This window comes from Streptomyces sp. NPDC096205, from assembly GCF_044763135.1.
Lineage (GTDB): Bacteria > Actinomycetota > Actinomycetes > Streptomycetales > Streptomycetaceae > Streptomyces.
In genome coordinates, this window is sequence record NZ_JBIWFS010000008.1 from 289082 (window position 1) to 313326 (window position 24245).

At 71.2% G+C, this 24245-nt stretch carries 21 protein-coding genes and 2 tRNA genes; 16 read left to right on the plus strand and 7 right to left on the minus strand.

Annotated elements, in window-relative coordinates:
• Positions 1-15 precede the first annotated feature (15 nt).
• The gene (locus ACIQ6Y_RS28675) at positions 16-840 is read left to right on the plus strand and encodes a GNAT family N-acetyltransferase (protein WP_404043037.1); all 825 of its coding nucleotides are present in this window, start codon (positions 16-18) and stop codon (positions 838-840) included.
• Positions 841-948: 108 nt separating this feature from the next.
• Here the strand turns inward: ACIQ6Y_RS28675 and ACIQ6Y_RS28680 are convergent, their stop codons facing one another.
• The gene (locus ACIQ6Y_RS28680; protein ID WP_404043039.1) at positions 949-1479 is read right to left on the minus strand and encodes a DsbA family protein; all 531 of its coding nucleotides are present in this window, start codon (positions 1477-1479) and stop codon (positions 949-951) included.
• 345 nt (positions 1480-1824) lie between these two features.
• Here ACIQ6Y_RS28680 and ACIQ6Y_RS28685 point away from each other — a divergent pair, with 345 nt between their 5' ends.
• Both ACIQ6Y_RS28685 and ACIQ6Y_RS28690 read left to right on the plus strand, forming a co-directional pair.
• On the plus strand, positions 1825-2265 hold the full coding sequence (locus tag ACIQ6Y_RS28685; RefSeq protein WP_404043041.1) for a hypothetical protein: 441 nt from the start codon (positions 1825-1827) through the stop codon (positions 2263-2265).
• Positions 2266-2500: 235 nt separating this feature from the next.
• Positions 2501-2653 (plus strand): hypothetical protein, encoded by a 153-nt coding sequence (locus ACIQ6Y_RS28690; RefSeq protein ID WP_356689695.1) that lies wholly within the window; start codon positions 2501-2503, stop codon positions 2651-2653.
• Between the two features lie 73 nt (positions 2654-2726).
• Here ACIQ6Y_RS28690 and ACIQ6Y_RS28695 read toward each other — a convergent pair whose 3' ends face one another.
• Together ACIQ6Y_RS28695 and ACIQ6Y_RS28700 are read right to left on the minus strand one after the other, a co-directional pair.
• Positions 2727-3284 (minus strand): CGNR zinc finger domain-containing protein, encoded by a 558-nt coding sequence (locus ACIQ6Y_RS28695; RefSeq protein ID WP_404043043.1) that lies wholly within the window; start codon positions 3282-3284, stop codon positions 2727-2729.
• Between the two features lie 321 nt (positions 3285-3605).
• Positions 3606-4019: an SsgA family sporulation/cell division regulator gene (locus ACIQ6Y_RS28700; RefSeq protein WP_004002642.1), complete on the minus strand. Its 414-nt coding sequence runs from the start codon at positions 4017-4019 to the stop codon at positions 3606-3608.
• 190 nt (positions 4020-4209) lie between these two features.
• Here ACIQ6Y_RS28700 and ACIQ6Y_RS28705 point away from each other — a divergent pair, with 190 nt between their 5' ends.
• The 7 genes from ACIQ6Y_RS28705 (at position 4210) to ACIQ6Y_RS28735 (ending at position 13358) form a co-directional block, all read left to right on the plus strand.
• Positions 4210-4680, plus strand: a complete 471-nt coding sequence (locus ACIQ6Y_RS28705; protein ID WP_404043045.1) for a TIGR02611 family protein — start codon at positions 4210-4212, stop codon at positions 4678-4680.
• A gap of 76 nt (positions 4681-4756) precedes the next feature.
• A tRNA-Val gene (locus ACIQ6Y_RS28710) sits at positions 4757-4828 on the plus strand.
• Positions 4829-6790: 1962 nt separating this feature from the next.
• Positions 6791-8077, plus strand: a complete 1287-nt coding sequence (locus ACIQ6Y_RS28715; protein WP_404043047.1) for an ABC transporter substrate-binding protein — start codon at positions 6791-6793, stop codon at positions 8075-8077.
• 14 nt (positions 8078-8091) lie between these two features.
• Entirely contained in the window at positions 8092-9048 is a 957-nt protein-coding gene (locus tag ACIQ6Y_RS28720; RefSeq protein WP_404043049.1) for a carbohydrate ABC transporter permease, read from the plus strand.
• Positions 9045-9920, plus strand: a complete 876-nt coding sequence (locus ACIQ6Y_RS28725) for a carbohydrate ABC transporter permease (RefSeq protein WP_404043051.1) — start codon at positions 9045-9047, stop codon at positions 9918-9920. Before ACIQ6Y_RS28720 ends, ACIQ6Y_RS28725 begins: the two co-directional genes overlap by 4 nt.
• Positions 9921-9930: 10 nt before the next feature.
• Positions 9931-10524, plus strand: a complete 594-nt coding sequence (locus ACIQ6Y_RS28730; RefSeq protein WP_404043052.1) for a hypothetical protein — start codon at positions 9931-9933, stop codon at positions 10522-10524.
• Between the two features lie 95 nt (positions 10525-10619).
• Positions 10620-13358, plus strand: a complete 2739-nt coding sequence (locus ACIQ6Y_RS28735) for a Tat pathway signal sequence domain protein (RefSeq protein ID WP_404043054.1) — start codon at positions 10620-10622, stop codon at positions 13356-13358.
• A 75-nt stretch (positions 13359-13433) separates the two neighbouring features.
• Here the strand turns inward: ACIQ6Y_RS28735 and ACIQ6Y_RS28740 are convergent, their stop codons facing one another.
• A complete protein-coding gene (locus ACIQ6Y_RS28740) occupies positions 13434-15827 on the minus strand; it encodes an SCO7613 C-terminal domain-containing membrane protein (RefSeq protein WP_404043056.1) in 2394 nt (797 codons plus the stop codon).
• Between the two features lie 84 nt (positions 15828-15911).
• Here ACIQ6Y_RS28740 and ACIQ6Y_RS28745 point away from each other — a divergent pair, with 84 nt between their 5' ends.
• Together ACIQ6Y_RS28745 and ACIQ6Y_RS28750 are read left to right on the plus strand one after the other, a co-directional pair.
• Entirely contained in the window at positions 15912-16358 is a 447-nt protein-coding gene (locus ACIQ6Y_RS28745) for an SRPBCC family protein (protein WP_404043058.1), read from the plus strand.
• A gap of 39 nt (positions 16359-16397) precedes the next feature.
• A tRNA-Val gene (locus tag ACIQ6Y_RS28750) sits at positions 16398-16469 on the plus strand.
• 39 nt (positions 16470-16508) lie between these two features.
• Here ACIQ6Y_RS28750 and ACIQ6Y_RS28755 read toward each other — a convergent pair.
• Positions 16509-17234, minus strand: coding sequence for a 3'-5' exonuclease (locus tag ACIQ6Y_RS28755; protein WP_404043060.1), 726 nt, complete (start codon positions 17232-17234; stop codon positions 16509-16511).
• Positions 17235-17402: 168 nt separating this feature from the next.
• Here ACIQ6Y_RS28755 and ACIQ6Y_RS28760 point away from each other — a divergent pair, with 168 nt between their 5' ends.
• The 3 genes from ACIQ6Y_RS28760 (at position 17403) to thrS (ending at position 21201) form a co-directional block, all read left to right on the plus strand.
• Entirely contained in the window at positions 17403-17969 is a 567-nt protein-coding gene (locus ACIQ6Y_RS28760; RefSeq protein ID WP_404043062.1) for a DUF4365 domain-containing protein, read from the plus strand.
• On the plus strand, positions 17966-19132 hold the full coding sequence (locus ACIQ6Y_RS28765) for a hypothetical protein (protein WP_404043064.1): 1167 nt from the start codon (positions 17966-17968) through the stop codon (positions 19130-19132). Before ACIQ6Y_RS28760 ends, ACIQ6Y_RS28765 begins: the two co-directional genes overlap by 4 nt.
• Before the next feature lie 92 nt (positions 19133-19224).
• A complete protein-coding gene (gene thrS / locus ACIQ6Y_RS28770; RefSeq protein ID WP_404043066.1) occupies positions 19225-21201 on the plus strand; it encodes a threonine--tRNA ligase in 1977 nt (658 codons plus the stop codon).
• A 25-nt stretch (positions 21202-21226) separates the two neighbouring features.
• Here thrS and ACIQ6Y_RS28775 read toward each other — a convergent pair whose 3' ends face one another.
• A complete protein-coding gene (locus tag ACIQ6Y_RS28775; protein ID WP_404043068.1) occupies positions 21227-21934 on the minus strand; it encodes a potassium channel family protein in 708 nt (235 codons plus the stop codon).
• A gap of 16 nt (positions 21935-21950) precedes the next feature.
• On the opposite strand from ACIQ6Y_RS28775, the gene ACIQ6Y_RS28780 reads away from it, so the two are divergent.
• Positions 21951-22508 carry an HIT family protein gene (locus ACIQ6Y_RS28780; protein WP_404043070.1) on the plus strand — a complete coding sequence of 186 codons (558 nt, stop codon included), beginning with the start codon at positions 21951-21953 and terminating at the stop codon, positions 22506-22508.
• 22 nt (positions 22509-22530) lie between these two features.
• Here ACIQ6Y_RS28780 and ACIQ6Y_RS28785 read toward each other — a convergent pair whose 3' ends face one another.
• Complete coding sequence (locus ACIQ6Y_RS28785; protein ID WP_404043072.1) at positions 22531-24192, minus strand: hypothetical protein; 1662 nt, start codon at positions 24190-24192, stop codon at positions 22531-22533.
• Positions 24193-24245: the final 53 nt, after the last annotated feature.

Sequence of the window (24245 nt, forward strand, 5' to 3'; positions counted from 1 at the left end):
GGTAGAACACCCGTGATGACCACGACCCTGCGGCCGACCGAGCCGCTTCAGCGCGCCGCCGACGGGGCTCTGTCACGCCACTTCAACGTGTGCGTGAACAGCCGTCCCGTCGGCGCGATACACCTGACCACCCACCCCGTGTTCGGGCCCGCCGTCGCGCAGATCCGCGACCTGCGCATCGCGGAACCCGACCGCGGGCGCGGCCGGGGCACCGTGGCGGCGCTCGCCGCGGAGGAGGTGGCCCGCGGCTGGGGCTGCGTCCGCATCGAAGTCTCCGTGCCCGCCGAGGCCCAGGACCTGCTCCGGCTCGTCACGGCCCTCGGATACGTCCACCGCAACCGCGGCATGGAGAAACACCTCGGCAGCACCCCGCCGACCCTGCCCGAGGGCAGCCGGGCCCGGCCGATGACCGAGGCCGAGTTCGGGCCCTGGAACGAACAGGGCATGGCCCACTACGCCCGCGAGTGGATCTCCCGCGGGGTCCCCGAGGAAGAGGCCTGGGCCAAGGCCCGCCGCGACCACGCCAACGCCCTTCCGCACGGTACCGACACCCCTGGCGTGCTGCTGAGCGTCCTGGAACACGAGGGCACCCCCGTCGGCACGCTCTGGCTGGCCCTCGACACCGACCGTGCCTACGTCTACGACGTCGAGACCGACGCCCGCTTCCGGGGCCGTGGCCACGGCCGCTCCCTGATGCTCCTCGCCGAGTCCCAGGCGGCGGCCGCGGGCAAGCGGGTCGTCGGCCTCAACGTGTTCGCCGGCAACACCCCGGCGGAGCGGCTGTACGAGTCCCTCGGGTACCGGACGGTGGGGTACGCGATGTACAAGCCGCTGCTGTGAGGGCGGTCCGTCGGGGTTGGGCCGGCTGTCGGGGGTGAGGGCCTGTCCAGGGGCTTGGCGGGCGGTTCCGGAGGGTGGCCGTTCGCTTGGGTGTCGCTCGGCTGTCGCTCAGCCCTGCTGCTCGGCCAGGAGGCGGTCCGCGATCTCCTCGATGCGCTCGCGCAGGCCCTCCTGGCTCTTGCCGCCGTCGAGGCGCTCCCCGCCGATGACGTAGGTCGGCGTGCCGGTGACACCGATCGCCTTGCCCTCCGCCTGGTCGGCGTCGACGATCAGGATGTGCCGGCCGTCGATCAGCGCGGTGTCGAATTCCCCGGCGTCCAGGCCGAGTTCGCGCGCCACCTCGACGAGGAAGGCCTCGCCCTTGCGGCCCAGTTCCTCGACGCGGCCCAGCACCGCCTCGACGTACGGCCAGCCCTGCCCCTGCTCGGTGGCCTCCTCGGCGGCCTGCGCGGTGGCGAAGGCGTGCTTGTTCTTCTCCAGCGGGAAGTGCCGCAGCCGCACCTCGAGACGGTCGCCGTAACGGGCGCGAAGGGCGCGGAGGTCGTCCAGCGCGGTACGGCAGTCCGGGCACTGCAGATCGCACCAGAAGTCGAGAACAAGGGTCGTGGGACGCGTGGCCGCGGAGGAGGTGTCGCTCATGGGGCCATTCTCCCAGCCGCGAGGGAGCGGACCCAATCGGGCCGGGGGGGGGTAGGCGGTGGGGCGTCGAGTGGGGGAAGGGCGCGATCCGCAGGGGAGGGGGGCGGCGCGGACGGCGCGGACGACGCGGGCGACGCGTGCGACGCGTGCGGGGGCGACCGGAGGGACGAGAGGCGCGTCCCGGACGGAGAGCTGGGGGCGTCCCGGACGCCGACCCCGACTCGCGGAGGAGCCGACCCGGAGATGTCCCTGATGTCCGGCCGGAAGATGGCCGGGCCGGGGGCGGGAGGTGCACGATGGAGGGGACGAACCGCTTGCCCGACCGAGTGTCGCCTGGAGGACCGGATGATTGCCGAGACCGTGTGTTCAGCCGTCGCCGCGGCCGGCCTCGGCATCGCCGCGGTCACCGCGTACCGCCGCCGCTTCCTGGCGGCAGCCCGCATTGCGGCCTACGCCCTCGTGCCGCTCGGCCTGGCGATGACCGGCGTGGTCGACTGGGTCGTCGACACCGCCTTCAGCCCGACGGCCTGGGCCGGCTTCGGCGTGCTGGGCGTGGCCTGGGCGCTGTTCGCCGTGACACGCGCGGTCGAGAAGCGCCGGGGCGGCACGCGCAAGGAGCGCCGCGCGGCAGCGGCCGCCGCCCAGCGTGAGGCCGTCGCCCCGCAGGCCTCGGCCCCTTCCCTCGGCCCGACCGCACGCACCGCGCCCCGCCCCCAGACCACCACCCGAGGCGGCTCCGAGGACTTCAGCGACATCGAGGCGATCCTCAAGAAGCACGGCATATGAACCCCGGCCGCGGCGTGACGCGGTCACCCGGGTCCTACCGAGGCGACCCTCGGCTCGGCTGGTTCGATTCAGTCGACGCCGTCGACTGAATCGAACCAGCCGACCGTATGTGCGACACGCCGGGCTTCGGCCGACCCCGCGCACGCCCACACTTCACGGAATCCGGCGAACTACCGCGCAATTCGGGCGTGTTGAGCGCGTCAAGGGTGCCGATTGCGCCATCATCGCCCGCGAGATGCTGGACACGACACAGAGCGATGCCGCGCCGCCGAAGGACGAGCCGCGCGGATGCCTCTTCGCCCTTTCCCAGCCACCGCTGATGATCTTCCTTGCGGTGATCGGGAGTCTGCTGCTCATGGCCGCGCTGCACGACCTGCTGTTGCTGTGAGCCGTACCCGTGGTCCCCGGCGTCACCCGCCGGGGACGACGACGGCATTCGACCGGCGACCTGTCGGCAGGGCTCAGCCGGCGGCCTCCTTGCGGCGGGCCCGGTAGGCGGCGACGTGCAGCCGGTTGCCGCAGGTGCGGCTGTCGCAGTAACGCCGGGAGCGATTGCGGGAGAGGTCGACGAAGGCGCGCCGGCAGTCGGGGGCCTCGCAGCGCCGCAGCCGCTCCTGCTCACCGGCGACCACGAAGAAGGCGAGCGCCATGCCGCAGTCGGCCGCGAGGTGGTCGGAGAGGGAGGCACCGGGGGCGAAGTAGTGCACGTGCCAGTCGTAGCCGTCGTGGTCCGTGAGGCGGGGGGTGGTGCCCGCGGCGGCGACCAGCTCGTTGATCGCGCCGGCGGCGGCGCGGGGGTCGGAGGCCGCGAAGATCGCGGCGAACCGCCCGCGGATCTTGCGCACCGCGGCGAGGTCGAACTCCGAGAGCGCTCCGATGTCGCTGACCTTGTGGCTGCGCACGAACTTCTCGAGCGCCGCCACGTCGGGGAGCCCCTCGGGGGTCTCGTCCTCGGGTGCGGTGTTCACCAGATCCACCACAGTGTCGAGGGCGCACCGGGTGTCGTGGGTGATCAGCACGTTTCGCTCTCCCTGGCCTGGGGGGTCGGGCGGGCGCCCGCCGATGCTGGCCGATGGTAGTGGCTCCGGGCCGCACCGAGAGGGCCTCGCCTCCGCGCGCAACCGCTCGCGGTGCCCGTACAACGCGCGCGGCCTCCGTGACGTTCCCGGCGCAGGGGACGCATCGCCGCGGCCCCCGTCACGCACGGTCACCGCAAGCAACCGGCGCCGACCCCGCGGTGCTGGACCGCGGCGACGACGCCGGTGTGTGCCGTATGCGGTTGTCGTAGCCCGAGCCGTCTCCCCGAGTGGACGGCGCCGGGCGGTCTGTGAGGAGCTCGCCTAGCTCTCGGCCAGGATGTGCGAGAGCTCCTGATCGAGGTCGAAGTGCCGGTGCTCGGTGCCGGGCGGAACGGCGGCGTCCGTCCGCTTCAGGAACGACTCCAGGGCCCGCGCCGGGGCCTCGAGCAGTGCCTCCCCCTCCGGGGAGCTCAGGGCGATGCACACGACGCCCTGACCGTGACTGCGCGACGGCCAGACACGGACGTCGCCGGTTCCCGTGGGCCGGTGCAGGCCCTCGGCGAGGAGGTCGCGGGCGAAGACCCACTCGACGGTCTCCTCGGCTCCGGTGTGGAAGGTGGCGTGCACGGCGTAGGGGTCGGCCGTGTCGTACCGCAGGCCTGCGGGGACAGGCAGGGAGGACTCGCTCGACACAACGAGGCGCAGGTGCAGCTCGCAGCTGACCGTGGTGTTCATAAGCGCCAGGGCCTTTCGCTCAGTGTGCGCTCGGGGATTCGCACGTCGGCGAAATCGACATGCCACCTACGGTGCCGTTGTAAACCCCTCTGAGTGTTTTGCATGTCTTTACGTAACTCTTCCGGCCGAGGGGGGCTTCGGAGAGTACGGCCATTACGGTGACCGGAATCGGTCCGGTAGGTTTGGTGCCATGAATACGGGGAGTGACGGGCCGGGCGAGGCAGTGGCCATGGCGGCGGACGGTGTGACGGTGGACGATACGAAAGCGGACGGGAGCAAGCTCGAGCGCGCGCTCGGCTCCAGGGCTCCGGAGTTCATCAAGGCCAGCCGGGCCCTGCATCTGAGCTGGCAGGTGGGCGTCTTCGTGGTCGGCCTTGCGGTGGTGGCGGCCGGCATCATCATGCTGCCGTTGCCCGGTCCCGGCTGGGTCGTGATCTTCGGCGGCATGGCGATCTGGGCGACCGAGTTCGTGTGGGCCCAGCTGGTGCTGCGCTGGACCAAGCGGAAGGTGACCGAGGCCGCGCAGCGGGCCCTCGACCCCAAGGTCCGCAAGCGCAACATCATCCTGACGAGCATCGGCCTGGTGATCATCGGAGCCCTGGCCGGGTTCTATCTCTGGAAGTTCGGCCTCGTGATGCCGTGGAAGATCAAGGACCAGTGAGCCGGGAGCGGGCGCAGGGCCGGCCAGGGGTGGTCACAGGCACCCCCTGACATGGGGTAATGTTCTTCCTGCGCCCGGGCGATTAGCTCAGTGGGAGAGCGCTTCGTTCACACCGAAGAGGTCACTGGTTCGAACCCAGTATCGCCCACCCGGACCGACGGCCCGTCTGCACAGAGCAGACGGGCCGTCGGCGTATGCCGGCCCGTACGGATCGAGGTGCCCGGGTCCGCTTCGGGCGTTCCTGTGGAGTGCCGTGAGGTGGTGCGGCTTCGGGGGCGCTGGTCTGATCTCGGTCTTTCGGGTCGGGGTGCCCTGGCGAGGGCACTTTCGCCGGGACAGGTGCTTTGAGCTGAGGCGGCGCCTGTGGCTGGGTGTGTTGTCGGCCGAGGGGCCTGGGCGAGCGGGGGTACTTCCGGCGAGCGGGGGTACTTCCATCGGGGCGCCCCCGGCGCTTCCGACAGGCGCCATGAGGTAGCGCGTCCCTCCGGGACCCGTGACGTGGTGTGTTCCCACGGGGGTGCCGTGTCGCAGTTGAAGCCTTCGGGGAGGTTGCTCTGACCTCGGCCCTCGGCTGAGGTGCCCTGGTCGAGCGTGCTTCCGGCGGAGGGGGGTGCCGTGGCTTGGCGCACCTGACTTCGAGGAACTGTGACCTGTGGCGTTCCGGCCGAGGCCTGGCCGGGTTGCTTCCCCCAGGGAACTGGGGCCTCGTGCTCTTCCGTCGAGGCTTCCCGCGCGCGCCTAGGTTCCGGCCTGGCACCTGCGTCTCAGAGGCTCGCGCCCGTTCGCTGCGCCTGGGACTGGGCTCTCGCTCCGGGGCGAGCGCTGGTGGCTGCGCCTGCCTGCTCCGGGACGCTGTGACCTGGGTGTTTTCAATTCCAGGGCGTCACGAGCCGCGCGCTGCCCAAAGGGCTCTGTGGTTTGGGCCTTCCCGCCGAGGCGCCATGCGCACCCAAGACCATGGCCTCGTACCGCTGCCCCAGCGGGGCGCTCACGCCCCGCTAGCCGCTCCAGAGGGCGCCCGGGCTCCTCGCCCTCGGCTGAGGCGTCGGCGGCCGCCTCAGCCCCCTCTGGGCGCTGAGCAGAACATTCCTCCGCGGCCCGACCGATGCGCCCCCATCGGCCGCTGTGCTGCGCGCCTTCCCACCGAAGGTGCCGTGTCCCGAGCGCCTTCAAGGCCATGCCTCCGCGCCGATCTCCAGAGTGGCTCACGCCCTCACCAGGCCCACCCAGCCCCCACGCCCTTCCGCAGAGCCGCTCACGCCCTTCCCAGGCGCCGTGACCTGGCCGTCTGCCTCCGTGGCACCACCGCCTAGCGCCGTTCCTAAGAGGCGCCGCAACCTCGGAGTGCACGCCTCGGCGCCATGGCGAACCCCGCCCCCCGAGGCGTGACCTCGCACCTCCTCGCCGAGGCGACCCGTATCCCCGAACGGCCCCCTGACCTCGCACTCGCCGCCCTGAGGGTGCGCACCCCCCAGCAGCCCCCGGGGCGCGCCCACATCCTCCAGCCGGCCCGCCCGCAGGTGCGTCCGCCCCGCCGCCCCCTGGAGGCGAGCCCACACCCTCCAGCCGGCCCGCCCGCGACCACGTAGGCCTTCCCCCGGGACCGCCGTGAGCTCAGGCGGCCAGGCGGACGCCTCATGCCCCGCGCCCTCCACCAGCGCACCGCACCCCCGAACCATCCCGCACCCCCGCCCCGCCTTCCACGCCTCCGTCGACGCCCCTGACCTCACACTCACCCCCGCGCTCGAACCGAGGGGCGCCCCAGACCCACACCCCATCCAGGAGCCCTTCCCGTCACGCCCGCACCCCCAAGACATCCCCAACCCCACCCCCACCCCGTCCACACCCCGGGACGAAATCCAGCCGCAACCAACCCCCGTACGACAGGCCCACCCCCGTTCGACTCCCCGAACCCACCCCGCTCACCTGCAACAACGGACGCTCGCCGCGACCACCTCACCCCACCGAGCCCCTCGACCGACGAGCCGATCAGGAAGAAATTCCTGTCCGAATCATTGACGCACCCCGAGCCCCTCCGTAACTTGTCCCGGCAAGCGCTTACTTGAAACGATTCATGATGCGGCAACGACGCTGCGGGGAGGGGTTCGCTGTGGGCACGGGCAACATTGAGAGGCGCACGATCCTGAAGGTGGCCGGGGCTTCCGCGGCGACGCTGGGGCTGGCCGCGACCACCGGTTGCGGTGGCGGCGGAGGGGCCTCCGCCGATGGGACGGTGACACTCCGTTACGCGTGGTGGGGCGGCGAGCCGCGCACCATCGCCATCAAGAAGACCATCGCCCTCTTCGAGAAGAAGTACCCGAAGATCAAGATCAAGCCTGAATTCACCGATTACGCGGCGTTCTGGGAGAAGTTCCAGACCCAGGCCTCCGGTGGAAATCCGCCGGACGTTTTCCAGAATGCGGTCGGCTTCCTGCGGAAGTACGACAAGCGCGGTGTTCTCATGGACCTCAAGTCCCAGGCGGACGAGGGGAATCTGAACCTGGAGAACTTCCGCAACGGTGTTCTGGCGAACGGTCAGGTCGACGGCAAGCAGATCGGCATTCCCGTCGGCGCCAACACCATGGCGCTCGTCATCGACCGCAAGGCTTTCCAGAAGGCAGGCGTGGAGCCGAAGTTCGGCTGGACCTGGAACGAGTACTTCGACGCGCTGCAGACGATCCAGGACAAGCTGAAGATCGCCGGTGACACCGGCTACTTCACCATCATGTACCTCTACGACCTGTATCTCCGTCAGAACGGCAAGGCCTTCTTCACCGACACCGAACTCGGTTTCACCGAGGACGATCTGACGCAGTGGTGGGAGGACGGCTACAAGCGCGTACGCTCCGGGCTCGTCGCCGACCCCAAGAAGATCGAGCAGGTCGCGCCCAAGTCCGGTCTCTCGGCCGGGCTCGCCGCCTCGGAGTTCACGTGGGACAACTTCTCCATCCGTTACGAGGGTGAGGGCGAGTCGGACTACGGTCTCGCGCCGATCCCCACCAGCAACGGCAAGGACACCGGCCAGTACCTCGGCTCGCTGATGCTCAGCGCCTTCTCCGGGACCGAGCACCCCAAGGAGGTCGCCCAGTTCATCGACTTCATGGTCCACGACCCCGAGGTCGGCAAGATCATGGGCTACGACCGCGGCATCCTCGCCACGACCGAGCAGTACGAGGCGTTCACGCCCACCGACGACAACAACAAGGGCGTCAAGGCGTACGAGGAGGAGGTCGCCGCGGCCGGCGTGCTCGGGAAGATCACCCCGCACCCGTCCGGAGCGGATGTCATCGAGTCGGCGTTCCTGCGTCTCGGCGGCGAGGTCGCCCAGGGCAAGACCAAGCCGTCCGACGCCGCCAAGGCGCTGTTCAGCGAGGCCAAGGCCGCGTTCGCGGGCTGAGGGGACGTACCACCATGACGCTCGTCAAGGAAGCGCCCGCGCGCCCGGCCGGGAAGCGGCCCGCCGCTCCCGCCGCGGGGCGGCGCGGGCGGCGCCGCGAGAACCTCGCCGGCTATCTCTTCATGTCGCCGTGGATCGCGGGATTCCTGCTGCTCACGGCGGGGCCGATGATCGCGTCGCTGTACTACGCGTTCACCAGCTACAACCTGTTCACGCCACCGAAGTGGGTGGGGCTGGACAACTTCACGACGATGTTCCAGGACCCGCGCTGGCAGAAGTCGGTCGAGGTCACCCTGAAGTACGTCGTCGTGGCCACGCCGCTGAAGCTGCTGCTCGCGCTCGGCGTGGCGCTGCTGCTCGCGCAGAAGCGGCGCGGCCAGGGCCTGTACCGGGCCGCGTTCTACATGCCCTCGCTGATCGGCGCCAGCGTCTCCGTGGGCTTCGTATGGCGGGCGCTGTTCTCGGACGACGCGGTCGTGGACCGTACGCAGAAGGTCTTCGGGTTCGACGTCGGCGGCTGGATCGGCAACCCCGACTACGTCCTCTACGCCCTGGTGGCCCTGAGCATCTGGCAGTTCGGTGCCCCGATGGTCATCTTCCTGGCCGGCCTGAAGCAGGTCCCGCAGGAGCTGTACGAGGCCGCCGAGGTGGACGGGGCCGGGCCCCTGCGACGGTTCTGGAACATCACGCTGCCGATGATTTCCCCGGTGCTGTTCTTCAACGTGCTGCTGGAGTCCATCCACGCGTTCCAGGTGTTCGGGTCCGCGTACGTCGTCTCCGACACCCGGTGCGGGCCGGCCGACGCCACGCTCGTCTACACCTGTTACCTCTACCAGAAGGGCTTCAAGGAGGCCCAGATGGGCTTCGCCTCCGCCATGGCCTGGACGCTGGTGGTCGCGGTGGCGCTCGTCACGGCGGTCCTGTTCTGGTCGCAGAAGAAGTGGGTGCACTACGAGGAGGCCGCCAAGTGACCACTGCCACCACACCTGCCGTGCGCGGCGCCGCCGAGCGGCGGCGCACCGGATCGATCGCCTGGCACGTGGGCGCGCTCGCCGTCCTCGCGGTCGTCCTGTACCCCGTGATCTGGGTGGTCGGTGCCTCGTTCAAGCCGAGCAAGGACATCATCGCCAGCCTCGACCTGCTGCCCACCGAGCCGGTCTGGGAGAACTTCTCCGGACTGGCCGACGGTATCTCCGGCATCTCCATCAGCACCTTCTTCGGGAACTCGCTGATGTACGCGTGCCTCGCCGTCGTCGGAGTCGTGCTGTCCAGCTCGCTGACCGCGTACGCCTTCGCCAAGATCCGGTTCGCGGGGCGGAACCTGCTCTTCACGATGATGATCGGCACGCTGCTGCTGCCGTACCACGTGCTGCTCATCCCGCAGTACGTGCTCTTCAGGAACCTGGAGCTCACCGACACCCTGGTGCCGCTCGTCGCGGGCAAGTTCCTGGCCACGGAGGCGTTCTTCGTCTTCCTGATGGTGCAGTTCATGCGCGGGCTGCCGCGTGAGCTGGACGAGGCCGCCAAGCTCGACGGCTGCGGGCATCTGCGGACCTACTGGTCCATCGTGCTGCCGCTGAGCCGTCCCGCCATCATCACCAGCGCCATCTTCACCTTCATCAACGCCTGGAACGACTTCATGGGGCCGTTGATCTACCTCAACACCCCTGAGAAGTACACCGTCTCGCTCGGCCTGATGATGTTCCGCGACCAGGAGGGCATCTCCAACTACGGCAGCATGATCGCGATGTCGCTCGTGGCGCTCGTGCCGGTCATCGCCTTCTTCGCGGCCTTCCAGCGGTACCTCATCGACGGTATGGCGACCTCCGGACTGAAGGGCTGAGGCCGGCCTCATGGCGCAGCAGATGCGGGTGAAGGCCCGCAAGGAGTCCGTGTTCAACGAGCGGTTCGGGGTCTTCGCCGAGTGTCTGCTCACCGGTGTGTGGATCGCGGTCGCCTCGCTCGGCGTGGTCACCTACCCGGCCGCGTTCGCCGCGGGCGCCCGCCATCTGCGCCGCCGCATCGCCCATGAGGCCGGTGGCCTCAAGGAGTTCGCCGCCGACTTCCGGGCGGCCCTGCGCGGGGCATGGCTCGTGGGCCTCGCCGGCTGGGCCGCCCTGGCCGCCGTATGGATGGACGTACAGGCCGCGCGGGCCGGGCTTCCCGGTGGACCGCTGGTCGGAGCGGTCGGCCTGCTCGCGCTTCTCGCCGCCGCCGTCGCCGGGATGCGCGCGGCGGCGACCTGGACACCCGGCGCGGCCTGGCGGGCGCTGCTCGCCGCCGCGGTCCGGCGCACCGTCCTCGATCCCGCCGGGTCCTTCCTGATCGTCGCAGGACTGGTGGTCGTCGTCTGCTCCGGCTGGCTGATCGCCCCGCTGGCGGTGCCCGTCCTGGGTGCCGTCGCGGCGGCCGCCGTCGCCGTGGAGGAGCGGTACCGGCACCGCTGAAGCACCACCGCCCACAGCAAGGGCGGCGCCACGTGCGCCGCGCCTGCCTCTGTCATGCCCTTGGCAAGCCTTGAACCCGCACGGAAAGGAAAGCCATGTCCCCCATCCCCCGCAGGTCCATCCTGAAGGCGGCCGCCGTCGCCGGAGCCGCCGCCCAGTTCAGCTGGGCCCTCGGCAGGCAGGAGGCCCAGGCGGCCCCCGTCGCCGCGGCCGCCGACGCCGACCCGGTCGTCCTGAACTGGCTGGAGGACGGGGGCCTCGGCGCCGCACCCGGCTCCACGGTCGGCGTGCCCTGGCCCAAGGGCGCCTTCCAGGCCGACCAGACCTTCGCGCTCACGGACGAGGCCGGCAAAGCGGTCCCCGTGCAGTCCTGGCCGATCGCCTACTGGCCGGACGGCTCCCTGAAGTGGACCGCCCACGCGGTCGGCTCCGGCGACGGCAAGCTCACCCTCGCCGCAGGAACCCCCGCCGCCCCCGCGCACCAGGTCACCGTCGACGAGAACGGCGGCACGATCACCGTCTCCACCGGCGTCGTCACCACCAGGATCGGCAAGTCCGGCTCGGTCCTGGTCAAGTCCGTCACCCGCGGCTCCACCGAGATAGCCAAGGACGGCCGCCTCGTCCTGCTGCGCCAGCCCGAGATCGAGGACGGCGACCAGGGCACGGTCAAGTACGAGCGCTTCGACAGCGCCATCGACGAGGTCAAGGTCGAACAGGACGGCCCCGTCCGCGCGGTCGTCCGCATCGACGGCAAGCACCGCAAGGGCGACCGCGGTTGGCTGCCCTTCTCCGTCCGGCTCTACTTCTACGCCGGCGCCGAGTCCTTCCGCATGGTGCACACCATCACCTACGACGGCACCCAGGAACCCGGCAAGGCAAGCGGCGACTTCATCCGCGGCATCGGCGTCCGCTTCACCGTGCCGATGCGCGACCAGTCCTACGACCGCCACATCCGCATCGGCGGCGAGGGCACCGGTCTGCTGCGCGAGGCCGTCAAGGGCATCACCGGCCTGCGCCGCGACCCCGGAGCAGCCGTCCAGGCCGCCCAGTTCGAGGGCAGGAAGCTGCCCGACCCCTCCACCTGGGACCAGCGCGTCACCACCCGCCTGCAGTACATCCCCGAGTGGGGCGACTACACCCTCTCCCAGCTCTCCGCCGACGGCTTCTCGGTGCGCAAGCGCACCAAGAAGGGCCACGGCTGGATCGGCGCGGGCGGCGGCCGGCGCGCCTCGGGCTTCGCCTACGTCGGCGGCGCGAGCGGCGGCCTCTCCTTCGGGCTGCGCGACTTCTGGGAGAAGTTCCCCGCCCAGCTCGACATCCGCGGCGCCCACACCGACGAGGCCCAGGTCACCGTCTGGCTCTGGTCGCCCGAGGCCCAGCCGATGGACCTGCGCTTCTACCACGACGGCATGGGCCAGGACACCTACCCCGAGCAGATCGAGGGCCTCAACATCACCTACGAGGACTACGAGCCCGGCTTCGGCACCCCCTACGGCATCGCCCGTACCTCCGAACTCCTCTTCTGGGCCAACGCGTCCACGCCCACGGCCGACCAACTCGCCCAGCAGGTCGAGGCCGTGCGGGTCCTGCCCCAGCTCGCCGCCCCGCCCAAGCAGCTCATCAAGGCCGGCGTCTTCGGCCCCGGCCTGTACTCCGAGCCCGACCGCTCCACCCCCGCCAAGGCCAAGATCGAGGACCACCTCGACTTCCTCTTCACCTACTACAAGGACCAGGTGGAGCAGCGCCGTTGGTACGGCTTCTGGGACTACGGCGACATCATGCACACCTACGACAACGCCCGGCACCAGTGGCGTTACGACGTGGGCGGCTACGCCTGGGACAACTCCGAGCTCTCGCCGGACCTGTGGCTCTGGTTCGCCTACCTGCGCTCCGGCCGCGCGGACATCTTCCGCTTCGCCGAGGCCATGACCCGCCACACCGGCGAGGTCGACGTCTACCACCTCGGCAAATGGGCCGGCCTCGGCACCCGGCACGGCGTCCAGCACTACGCCGACAGCGCCAAGCAGCAGCGCATCGCCAACACCACGTACCGCCGCTACTACTACTTCCTCACCGCGGACGAGCGCGTCGGCGACCTCATGCACGCCAACGTCGACTCCGACGAGACCTTCCTCGTCCTCGACCCCATCCGCAAGATCCGCACCGAGCCCTACACGCCCGACCGGCACGCGCTGTCCATCGGCTTCGGCACCGACTGGAGCGGCCTGGTCTCGGCGTGGCTCACCGAGTGGGAGCGCAAGGGGCCGAAGTGGGAGAAGGCCAAGGCGCGGGTGCTGTCCACCATGGAGACCATCGCCGCCCAGCCGAACGGCTTCGTGCAGGGCACCGGCCTCTACGACCTCGACACGGGCCGGTTCGCCGTCGCCGAGCAGCCGGTCGTCGGCGTCTCGCACCTGTCGGCCGTGTTCGGCCTCAACGAACTGTGCGCCGAGCTCATCGACCTCGTCGACATGCCGAAGTTCAAGGAGGCGTACCTCGACTACTGCCGCTACTTCAACGCCAGCAAGACGGAACAGGCCGCGCGGTACGGTTCCAACTTCGGGTCGCTGATCCTGTTCCAGGGCCACTCGCGCCTGGATGCATACGCCGCTGTGCAGACCGGGGACGAGAAGCTCGCCACGCGCGCGTGGAGCAAGTTCTACAACTCCGACGGCTACAAGGAGTCCTCGCCCTGGAAGACCGAGCCGATCACCGGGCCTCTCGCCCTGGTGGCGGGCAGCGAGGCCGCGTGGGTGTCGAGCAATGACACCGCGCTGTACGGTCTCGCCGCCATCGAGAATCTCGCGCTTCTCGGGCACAAGATGCCGTCGTAGTCGGTCGCTTCGGCCGGTGGGGGACTGCGCGCCCGTGTGTGGCTGGTCGCGCAGTTCCCCGCGCCCCCGACCACCTCAGCGCATGCCCTGCAACATGTCCCGCATCCTGCGTACGTCCCTCAGCCGCTGTTCGTACGTCGCCCCCAGCGCGAGCAGCAGCAGGCCTGCCAGGGCCGGCGGGACCCAGCGGGGGAGGGCGTCGGCGACCTGGACGAGGTAGGGGGCCAGTTCGTGCAGGGCGTCCAGGGTGAGGACCGAGCCGCCCAGGACCAGGGGTGCCTGGAGGTTGTTGCCCGCGCCCAGCAGCGTCACCGCGAGGGCGGCCAGGCCCAGCAGCAGGGGGCGCTGCCAGTGCGGGTCGGCCCAGGCCGCCACCAGGCTGGGCACCAGGGTGACGGCCAGGCCGGGGCCGTACGCCGTCCAGGACGAGACCTGCGGGTCACGGCGCCGGCGGAGACGGCCGACGAGCAGGGTGGCGACCGTGACCGGCAGCGTGTAGGCCTCCGGGTCGGTGACCTCCCAGGCCGCGAGCCGCACCCAGGAGGCCAGCACGAACAGGCCCGCCGCCGCATAGCCGGCGTAACGCCGGTCGGGACGTACGGCCGTGCCCGCGGCGATCACTCCGAGCAGGGCCAGGACCAGCGACAGCATCGGCGGGTGGGTCACCGCGAGGCCCACCGCCACCAGACCGGACACCGCACCCGCCACCTCCACCGCGAGCCGGGTCGCACCCTCGGCGCGCGGCGCGTACAGGGCCGCCGCGGCCGGGACGGCCAGCACCAGCAGGGCGATGTACCGCGGCTCCCACCCCAGAGACGCCCCCGTCGCGCAGGTCAGCGCGGTCGCGTACACCGTCGCGGCCACGGCCGGCAGGGTCCGGCGGGCCAGAGCCGCGCACAGGACGGTCAGCGTCGCGAGCACGGTCAGCGTGGCCGCCTCCGTGGCCAGCGACAGCAGCGCCAGGACCGCCGAGGTGACCAGAGCCAGGACGGTCGGGACGAGACGGCCCCGCAGCAGCAGCGCGATCGTCAGCGCGCCCGGCAGCGCCAGCCCCGCGAGGTACGGCAGCTCCAGCGTCGCCGGCAGCACGAGCAGCGCCGCCCACACCAGCCCCAGGGCGGTGTCCAGAACCCGCGGGCGCCATACGGCGTCCCCGTCCGGCAGACCTTCCCCGAAGCCGGCCTGCCGGAAGAGCCGCGCACCGAGGCCGGGCTCCCGCACCGCCAGTGCCAGCACCGCGGCGACCGCGCCCAGCACCAGTGGCACCAGGGCCGTCTCCGGGGGCCACGGCGCATCGGCCGTCACTGCCGCCCGGGCGTCCGCGGGCGCCCCCGACCACACGCGGGCGAGCCGGCCCACCGGACCCAGCAGGGTCACCGCCACCACCGGCATCGTCCACACCACGGCCAGCGCCTGCACGGCCCCCGACGCCCAGACTGCCCCCTGCCGCACCGGCACGGGCGTCCGGGAGACCCGTACGACCGCCAACAGCGCGACGCCGAGGGCCAGATGGACCGGGACCGTCCACAGCGCCGGGAGCACCACGCGCGGCACCGCGCCCAGCGCCGCCACCAGCAGCAGGCCCGCCGTCACCGCCGTACCGAGCGCGAGGCCCTGCCTCGGGGACCGCCAGGCCGCGCCCAGCGCGATCGCCGCGGCGAACACCAGCAGGGCGGCCGCACGGGCGGCCATGGCCGGGGTGGAGGCCGTGGCCGCCAGCCAGCCGGCCGCCAGGACACCCCAGCCGCCCATGCCGAACGCGCCCGTCAGCGCCATTACGCGCACGGTCCCCGCGGCCGTGCGCAGCGCCAGGACCGTGTCACAGGCCGCCGTCACCAGCAGGGCCGCGGTGATCACATACGGGTCCGCGTCCGCGGCCACCGCCCACAGCAGCAGCGGCAGTTGGCCCACCGCGAGGGCCGCGGGCACCGGCAGCCGCAGGGCCGGGTCCGACCAGCGGGCGACACCGAATCCGTACGCCGCCCAGAGCACCGCCAGGACCGCCGACGCGACGGCCGCGTAGCCGACGCCGTCCGTGTCCGCGAGCGCCACCCGGTGCAGCGCGTACGCGTCCAGCACCGTCAGCGCCAGCCCGAGGCCCGCCACCGACTCCGCCGTCGACCGCAGACCGCGCCGCAGCAGCGGCAGCGGCGCCGCGAGCGAGGCCGCGGTCACCACGGCGAGCACCAGCGCACGCCCGGCGATGCCCAGATGACCCCAGCTCACCACGGTGAACGCCGTCGCCGCGATGGTCAGCAGCACCCCGCCGAGGACCAGCAGGATGTTCTGCACACTCGGCGCGGACGTCTCCTGGCGGGGCTGCGGGGAAGCGGGCATCGGCCGCACCGGGCTCAGCTGGGACACCAGCCAGGCACGGCGGGCCAGCAGCTGGGACCGGCGGGCGTCCAGCCGGAACAGCTCGGCGTCGAGGAGCCGCAACTCCTCGGCCGGGGGCGGAATGTGCGTCATGCCTCGGAGTGTGTCCCGCGTCACCGCGTACGGCATGAGCACGCGTACTCAGAGGACGTACTCAGAACCGGGCAGACTGGAACCATGGAGTGGCACCACTACCGCTTTCGCAGCCTGTGGGCCGTGCCCGCGCCCCCGGTCGCCGTCTACGCCGTCCTCGAACGCCCCGAGGACTATCCGCGCTGGTGGCCCCAGGTCCGCGAGGTCACACGCCTCGACGACACCACCGGCGTGATCCGCATCCGCTCCGTCCTGCCGTACGACATGACCTTCACGGCCCGTGAGGTGCGCCGCGACCCAGCCGCCGGAGTGCTGGAGATCGCCATGAGCGGCGACATCGACGGCTGGGCCCGCTGGACCGTCCGCGCGCACGGCAGCGGCAGCCTCGCCCGCTACGAGCAGGTCGTCGACGTCAACAAGCCGCTGCTCAGACGGCTCGCCCTGCCGGGACGGGCCGTCTTCCGCGCCAATCACCGGCTGATGATGCGCGCCGGGCACCGCGGACTCCTCGCGTACCTGCGAACGGTTTGAACGAACCCCGCGGGGACCTGTATTGTTCAGTGCGTTCCCGGGCGATTAGCTCAGTGGGAGAGCGCTTCGTTCACACCGAAGAGGTCACTGGTTCGAACCCAGTATCGCCCACCGGGAAAGGCCGGTCCGCCCAGCGCGGACCGGCCTTCTTCATGCCGCGGCCGGCAGCTCCGGACGCAGCGGCCACGCCGGGTCGACCTCCTCCTCGCTGCCGTTGCGCGCGAACCACGTCTGCAGCCCACGTGCCTGTGCCGCATGCCACACCGCCTGCAGCGTGTGCAGTTCGGCGGGGGACAGCCGCTCCAGCCGCGAGGCGAACCTGCGCCCCACCGCCCGTACGACCTCCAGCGCGGCCACCGCGTCCGCGGCCGCGTCGTGCGCGTCGTCCAGCGGGACGCCGTAGTGCGCGCACAGGTCGGTCAGCGTGCGCCGGCCCTTGCGGTAGCGGTCCAGATGCTTGTCCAGCACCCGCGGGTCCAGCACCAGCAGCGGCGTCGACTCGAACCAGCGGCCCAGCGACGAGGCGCGGTGCCGGCGCAGCTCCCGGTCCAGCAGGGTCAGGTCGAATGGCGCGTTCATCACCACCAGCGGCCGTCCCACCCCGGCCTGTTCGCGCAGGCCGGCGGCTATCTCGTGCATCACCGGCGCCGGCCAGCGGCCGTTGCGCTGGAGATGATCCTCCGTCAGTCCGTGGACCGCCGTCGCCTCCTCGGGCACCGGCACACCCGGGTTCACCAGCCAGCGGGTCACGCGCGGCCGGGTGCCCGGCGCGTCCTGGACGACGAGGGCGGCCGACACGATCCGGTCGGTCTCGACGTCCACACCCGTAGTCTCCGTGTCGAATGCCGCCAGCGGCCCCTCGTACCAGATCTTCATCGCGTCACAACTCCTCGGTCACCCAGGGCAGCTGACGCACCGTCTTCTGCCCGTTTGGTGATACCCGGGCTGTTTGCGCACTACGCCGGAAGGAGACAACAGGAGTACGGGTCTTTGCAGTTCAGCGGCCCGCACGGGGAAATCACCTTGCCTGGAAGGCTGTCGGTCATGGCGATAGCGCAGCCCGAGCGGGGCGGGCTGCTGCCCGAGCGCACGGGACCGGCTCGCGGCACACTCGCCACCACCGCCTGCATGGAGACACTGCAGGTGGGCTATCTGCACGCCGTCGCGGCGGCCGCCGGCTGCTCGCTGTCCCAGCCGTTCCCCGACAACGGCATCGACTGGCACGTCAGCCACAGCGCCCCCGGGCACACGGTCGACGACGAGGTCACCATCAAGGTCCAGCTCAAGGCGACGTACCAGATCGCGCCGAACCCGGCGGGCCGCTCCTTCTCCTTCACCCTCGACAACGACCATCTGCGCAAGCTCGCCCGGACCCCGGTCTCCGTGCACAAGATCCTGGTGGTGATGCTCGTGCCCCGGTCCCAGGACGACTGGCTGCGCGCCAGCCACGACCGGCTCGACCTCCGACACTGCTGCTACTGGGTCAACCTCGCCGGCCACCCGATCACCGGCCGGCACCGCACCACCGTGCGCGTCCCCACCGCGCGGATCTTCGACGACCGGGCGCTGTGCGAGATCATGACGCGCGTCGGGACGGGAGGCAGACCATGACCCACCGCCCGTTCGAGGACGCGCAGTGGCACCGTCCCGCCGAGCCCGGGGCCGTCGACCCCGCCGTCCTCGCCGCCCTGCTGCACCGGCACGGCTGGCAGCGCCGCGGCGGAGCCGCCGGACGCTACGGCCGCTGGACCCCGCCCGGCCCGGCCGGCGCCGGCACCAGCCTCCTCGTGCCGGAGAGCCGCGCCTTCCCCGACAGCGACGACCTGCTCGGCGAGGCCCTCGACGCCCTCGCCCGCAGCGCCACGCCCTCCGCCCGCGAGGTGCTCCTCGGGCTGAGCGTGCCCAGCGACGAGATCCGCTGGTGGCGGGACACCCCCGGCGGGCCGGCCTCCTGGGCGGTGGAGGAACAACTGCGCGCCGCCGCCCGCCAGATGCTGCTCGCCGCAGCCCTCGCCACCCGCGCCCGGGCCGGCTACCACGGCGCCCGGCACCGGCGCCCCGCCGCCGCGCTGCTGGACAGCGTCCTCGTCGGCGCCGGGGGCGGGGACCGGCTCACCGCGTTCGTGCCCGTCACCGGCGGCCGGCCCCTCGCCGTACGCCTCCACCAGGCGCTGTACGCCGCCCGCGAAGCCGTCGACTACCAGCGCGCCACCGGCGGCATGGACGCCTTCGACGGCGCGATCGAGGCCGGGGTCAGCCGCGAACTCACCGAGGCGCTGATCGCCCTGGTCCGCGGCAGCGAGGGCGCCCGGATCGCCGTCGCCTGGGCGCCCGCCGCCGGCGTCCCCGACGGCTGCGCCGGCGAAGGCGTCGAGTTCTCGCCCGGCGACCTGCCCGCGCTGCGCGAGGCCGGCGCGCGTTATCTGCGCGCCGAGCCCTCCGTGTCCGTGCGGATCACCGGCGCCGTCGTCCGCATGCGCCGCTCGCAGCCGCGCGGCGAGGGCAGTGTGCGGCTGCGGGTGCTCGCGGGCGCCGAGATCCCGCACGTCCGGGTCGTCCTCGACGAGGAGGACTACCGCATCGCCGGGCACGCCCACCTCGTCGGGCTCCCGGTTCGACTGCAGGGACGCCTGGAGAGCAGGGGCGGCTTCCGACGGCTGACCGGCGCCTCGGGGGTCGTGCCCGTGCAGGTCGACGAGGAGGAGCGGGACCGGCTGCTGAAGTCCATGCAGGAGAACCTGGACTTCCTGGAGGAGGCCTGCGGCGGGGAATGATTTCGCGGTCAGGGGCGCCGGGTCGGTACGATCGCAGTCAATGCGTGCGCTCCGGTATCGCGCCGCACCCCACCTTCAGTCAGGAGAGACCGGTGTCAGACGTCCGTGTGATCATCCAACGCGATTCCGAGCGGGAAGAGCGCGTGGTGACGACGGGCACTACGGCCGCCGACCTCTTCGCCGGCGAGCGCTCGATCGTCGCCGCGCGCGTGGGCGGCGAGCTGAAGGACCTCGCCTACGTCCTCAAGGACGGGGAGACCGTCGAGGGCGTCGAGATCTCCTCCGAGGACGGCCTGAACATCCTGCGCCACTCCACCGCGCATGTGATGGCCCAGGCCGTGCAGGAGCTGTTCCCCGAGGCCAAGCTGGGCATCGGCCCGCCCGTCAAGGACGGCTTCTACTACGACTTCGACGTCGAGAAGCCGTTCCATCCCGATGACCTCAAGGCCATCGAGAAGAAGATGCAGGAGATCCAGAAGCGCGGGCAGAAGTTCGCCCGCCGCGTGGTCACCGACGAGGCCGCCCGCGAGGAGCTGGCGAACGAGCCGTACAAGCTGGAGCTGATCGGCCTCAAGGGCGCCGCCTCCAGCGACGACGGCGCGGACGTCGAGGTCGGCGCCGGCGAGCTGACGATCTACGACAACCTGGACCCCAAGACCGGCGAGCTGTGCTGGAAGGACCTCTGCCGAGGTCCGCACCTGCCCTCCACCCGCCTCATCCCGGCGTTCAAGCTGATGCGCAACGCGGCCGCCTACTGGCGCGGCAGCGAGAAGAACCCCATGCTCCAGCGCATCTACGGCACCGCCTGGCCCTCCAAGGACGAGCTGAAGGCCCACCTCGACTTCCTCGCCGAGGCCGAGAAGCGCGACCACCGCAAGCTGGGCAACGAGCTCGACCTGTTCTCCATCCCGGAGCAGATCGGCTCCGGCCTCGCCGTCTTCCACCCCAAGGGCGGCATCATCCGACGGGTCATGGAGGACTACTCGCGGCGCCGCCACGAGGAAGAGGGCTACGAGTTCGTCTACACCCCGCACGCCACGAAGGGGAAGCTCTTCGAGACGTCCGGGCACCTGGACTGGTACGCCGACGGCATGTACCCGCCCATGCAGCTCGACGAGGGCGTGGACTACTACCTCAAGCCCATGAACTGCCCGATGCACAACCTGATCTTCGACGCGCGTGGCCGCTCGTACCGTGAACTGCCGCTGCGCCTCTTCGAGTTCGGGACCGTGTACCGGTACGAGAAGTCGGGTGTCGTGCACGGCCTGACCCGTGCGCGCGGCTTCACGCAGGACGACGCCCACATCTACTGCACCCGCGAGCAGATGTCGGAGGAGCTCGACAAGACGCTCACCTTCGTCCTCGGCCTGCTGCGCGACTACGGCCTGACCGACTTCTACCTGGAGCTGTCCACCAAGGACCCGGAGAAGTACGTCGGGACGGACGAGGCCTGGGAAGAGGCCACCGAGACGCTGCGCCAGGTCGCCGAGAAGCAGGGCCTGCCCCTGGTCCCGGACCCGGGCGGCGCCGCGTTCTACGGCCCGAAGATCTCCGTCCAGGCCAAGGACGCCATCGGCCGCACCTGGCAGATGTCGACGATCCAGCTCGACTTCAACCTGCCCGAGCGCTTCGACCTGGAGTACACCGGCGCGGACGGCGCCAAGCAGCGCCCCGTCATGATCCACCGCGCGCTGTTCGGCTCCATCGAGCGCTTCTTCGCGGTGCTCCTGGAGCACTACGCGGGCGCCTTCCCGGCGTGGCTCGCCCCTGTGCAGGCGGTCGGCATCCCGATCGGTGACGCGCACGTGGAGTACCTGGAGAAGTTCGCCGCGGCCGCGAAGAAGAAGGGCCTGCGGGTCGAGGTGGACTCTTCCTCGGACCGCATGCAGAAGAAGATCCGCAACGCCCAGAAGCAGAAGGTGCCCTTCATGGTCATCGCGGGCGACGAGGACATGTCGGCCGGCTCGGTGTCCTTCCGCTACCGCGACGGCTCGCAGGAGAACGGCATCCCCTTCGACGAGGCGATCGAGAAGATCCTCAAGGTCGTCGAGGAGCGGACGCAGGTCTGACCCTGTCGCCGAAGGCCCCCGGGGTTCACCCCGGGGGCCTTTCGCCGTTCTCGTCGTCCTCGCGTGAGAACACCTGGATCAGCCAGGACGAGAACGAGCCCGTCACCGCGCCCAGCAGGGCCAGGCCGCAGGCCATCAGGCCGGTGGCGATCAGCCGGCCGAGCGGCGTGACCGGGGCGATGTCGCCGTAGCCGACGGTGGCGAGTGTCGAGCAGGTCCACCAGACGGCGTCCCCGAAGGTGCGCATGCTCGCTCCGGGCGCCCCGCGTTCCTGCTGGTAGACGGCGAGGGCCCCGCCGAAGCCGAGCAGCGCGGTGGAGATCCCGGCGTACGTGATCACGCGCGCGTGCAGCGGCAGCCGGGGCCGTTCGCGCCGCCGCAGGACCGCCTCGTACAGCCGGACGATCCGCAGCGGGCGCAGCAGCGGCAGAAGCACCACGACGGTGTCCAGCCAGTTCCGCCGTACGAAGCCGGCGCCCTGGCCGCTGAGCCGCCAGCGCACCCCGTAGTCCAGGGCGAACAGCGCCCACGCGGCGCACATCACGGCGAGGGGCAGGTCACCGCCGGGGGCCAGGACGTGGGCCGCGTAGGCGATGAAGAAGGCGAAGGAGGCCGCGGCGAGCGGTGTCTCGGTGCGCTGCTCCCAGCGGGCCCGGCGGTTGTCCCGGCTGTCGGTGTCCACCGGCTCAGCTTGGCTCGGGGCGGGCCCTCCCTCGCCCCGGCGACACGCCACGAACGGGCGAAGCCATATGCTGCACTGCATGACGAGTGAGCCGGAACAGCAGATCGGAGTGGGGACGCAGGACGCGTTCCAGCGCCTGTGGACGCCCCATCGGATGGCGTACATCCAGGGTGAGAACAAGCCGACCGGCCCCGGGGCCGACGACGGCTGTCCCTTCTGCTCGATCCCGGCCAAGTCGGACGAGGACGGGCTGATCGTCAAGCGGGGTGCGCAGGTGTACGCGGTGCTGAACCTGTACCCGTACAACGGCGGCCATCTGATGACCGTGCCCTACCGTCATGTCGCCGACTACACCGATCTCACCGAGGCGGAGACGGCCGAGCTGGCCGAGCTGACGAAGCAGGCGATGACGGCCCTGCGCACCGCGTCCGGCGCGCACGGCTTCAACATCGGCATGAACCAGGGCACGGTGGCGGGCGCCGGTATCGCCGCCCACCTGCACCAGCACATCGTCCCGCGCTGGGGCGGCGACACCAACTTCATGCCGGTCGTCGGTCACACCAAGGTGCTGCCGCAGTTGCTGGCCGACACCCGGAAGATGCTGGCGGACGCCTGGCCGGTGTGAGCCCCTGCGCGCCGTCGAGGCCTCACGCGTCGTAGAGGTCGGCCTTCCTGGGCGTCGGGTCCTGGACGTTGCCGCTGAGGAAGGCCGAGCGGGCGCCGAACTTGTCGGTGTCCACGCCGTTCTCCTCCAGCACCCTGATCGCGGCCGAGTGCACGACCCGCAGCACCGGGGTCGCCGCGCGCAGGGCGTCGTCGGCCATGAAGCGGTGGCGCCAGGGCTGGTCGGCCCAGGCGTGCCGCAGGCCGAAGGGCTCGGGCAGGGCTATGGAGCCGCCGAGCCAGTTCAGCAGCGGCGGGTACCAGGTCAGCGGGGCGCGGACGGCGAGCCGTACGACCTCGTTGGTGGTGACCAGCGGCAGCTTGACCGTGCGGCTCTCCCACGGCTTGAACTGCTTGGTGACCTGCTTGGTCGGGGCCTCCGGCTTGGCCATGAACAGCGGGTTGACCGGGCCCAGGGCGTGGCCGGTGACCTCGATGCGCAGGGTGGCGTGCAGCACGGTGACGGTGATCAGCATGGTGATGATCAACTGGCCGTCCCACAGGGTCCACTGCACGCCCAGGTAGTGGCGGTCGCCGGCGCCGAACTGCTGGCGGTTGCAGATCTCCTGGATGGCGTGCGGCTTGACCTGGTAGGCCTCCACGTCGGTGCCCTCGGGCCGGGAGACGGCCTTGGCGTTCTCCCCGACGGGGGTGACGACCCAGTGCCGTATCGACGGGGTGGGGAAGCCTCCCGTGTTCAGCGGGCCGCGTTCCAGCATGCGCAGCTGGTCGTGGATCGCGCGGACCACGTCCCAGCTGCGGAAGGGGTGGATCTCCCGGTCGGCGTCGGCGGGCACCAGTTCCTCGGCGAGCTGCCAGGCGCCCCAGCGGGTGCCCATGCCGAGGATGCCCTTGGGCCCGGCGTAGAAGACGGAGTTGGACTGCTGCTCGGCGCTGAGGCGGGCCAGGGACTGGCGGAGCTGTTCGGCGGCGGTCTCGCCGGGGCTGCTGGGGACGGCCTCGGGGACCTTGGCGCCGACGCTGCTGCCCGACAGCAGGCTCGACCAGCGCTCGCGCAGGTCCCGCGCGGTCGACTCGCAGATCCGGCGGGCGCCGAACCAGCCGATCACGGGCAGCAGGACGGCCGCGCGCGCGTACCAGCCCCAGAACCCGGCGAACGGCATCCGGAGCAGGAAGACCACGGCGAGGGCGCCGACGGCGACGAGCAGGGTGGTGGCGAGCGCGGAGGCGCGCTTGTCGTCGCGCCGGTCGATGGTGGCGCGCAGTTGGAAGACGAGCAGCCACACCAGGAAGCCGGGCAGGAAGAGCAGTCCGCACACCACGCTGATCGCGGTGAGTTTGTTGTCGCGCTCGCGGCGGATGCGGTTGGCGGCCAGGCAGTGCTCGACGATCACCTGGGGTTCGGTGCCGAAGGACTGGATGAGCGGCTTGCGGCCGCTGCCCAGCATGCGGTCGACGACCGCGCGGGAGAACGCCTCGCCCAGGTTGGGCCGGAAGATCGCCGCCCAGGAGCGGCCGTCGTTGACGGTTGTCTGGTGCCAGTCGTTGTCGGCTTTCTTTATGTCCTCCATCGGGCTGTCCCGGTAGGCCGCGGAGGCCAGCGCGAAGGTCGCCGTCTGGCCCTCGTCGCCTGTGCGCGGCACCTGTGGTCCGAAGATGTCCGCGTAACCGCTGTCAACGGTCATTCCCGCCCCCTCGCCGCTGTGGTTCGCCTCTGCGGCCTTCCCGACTTCCCTGC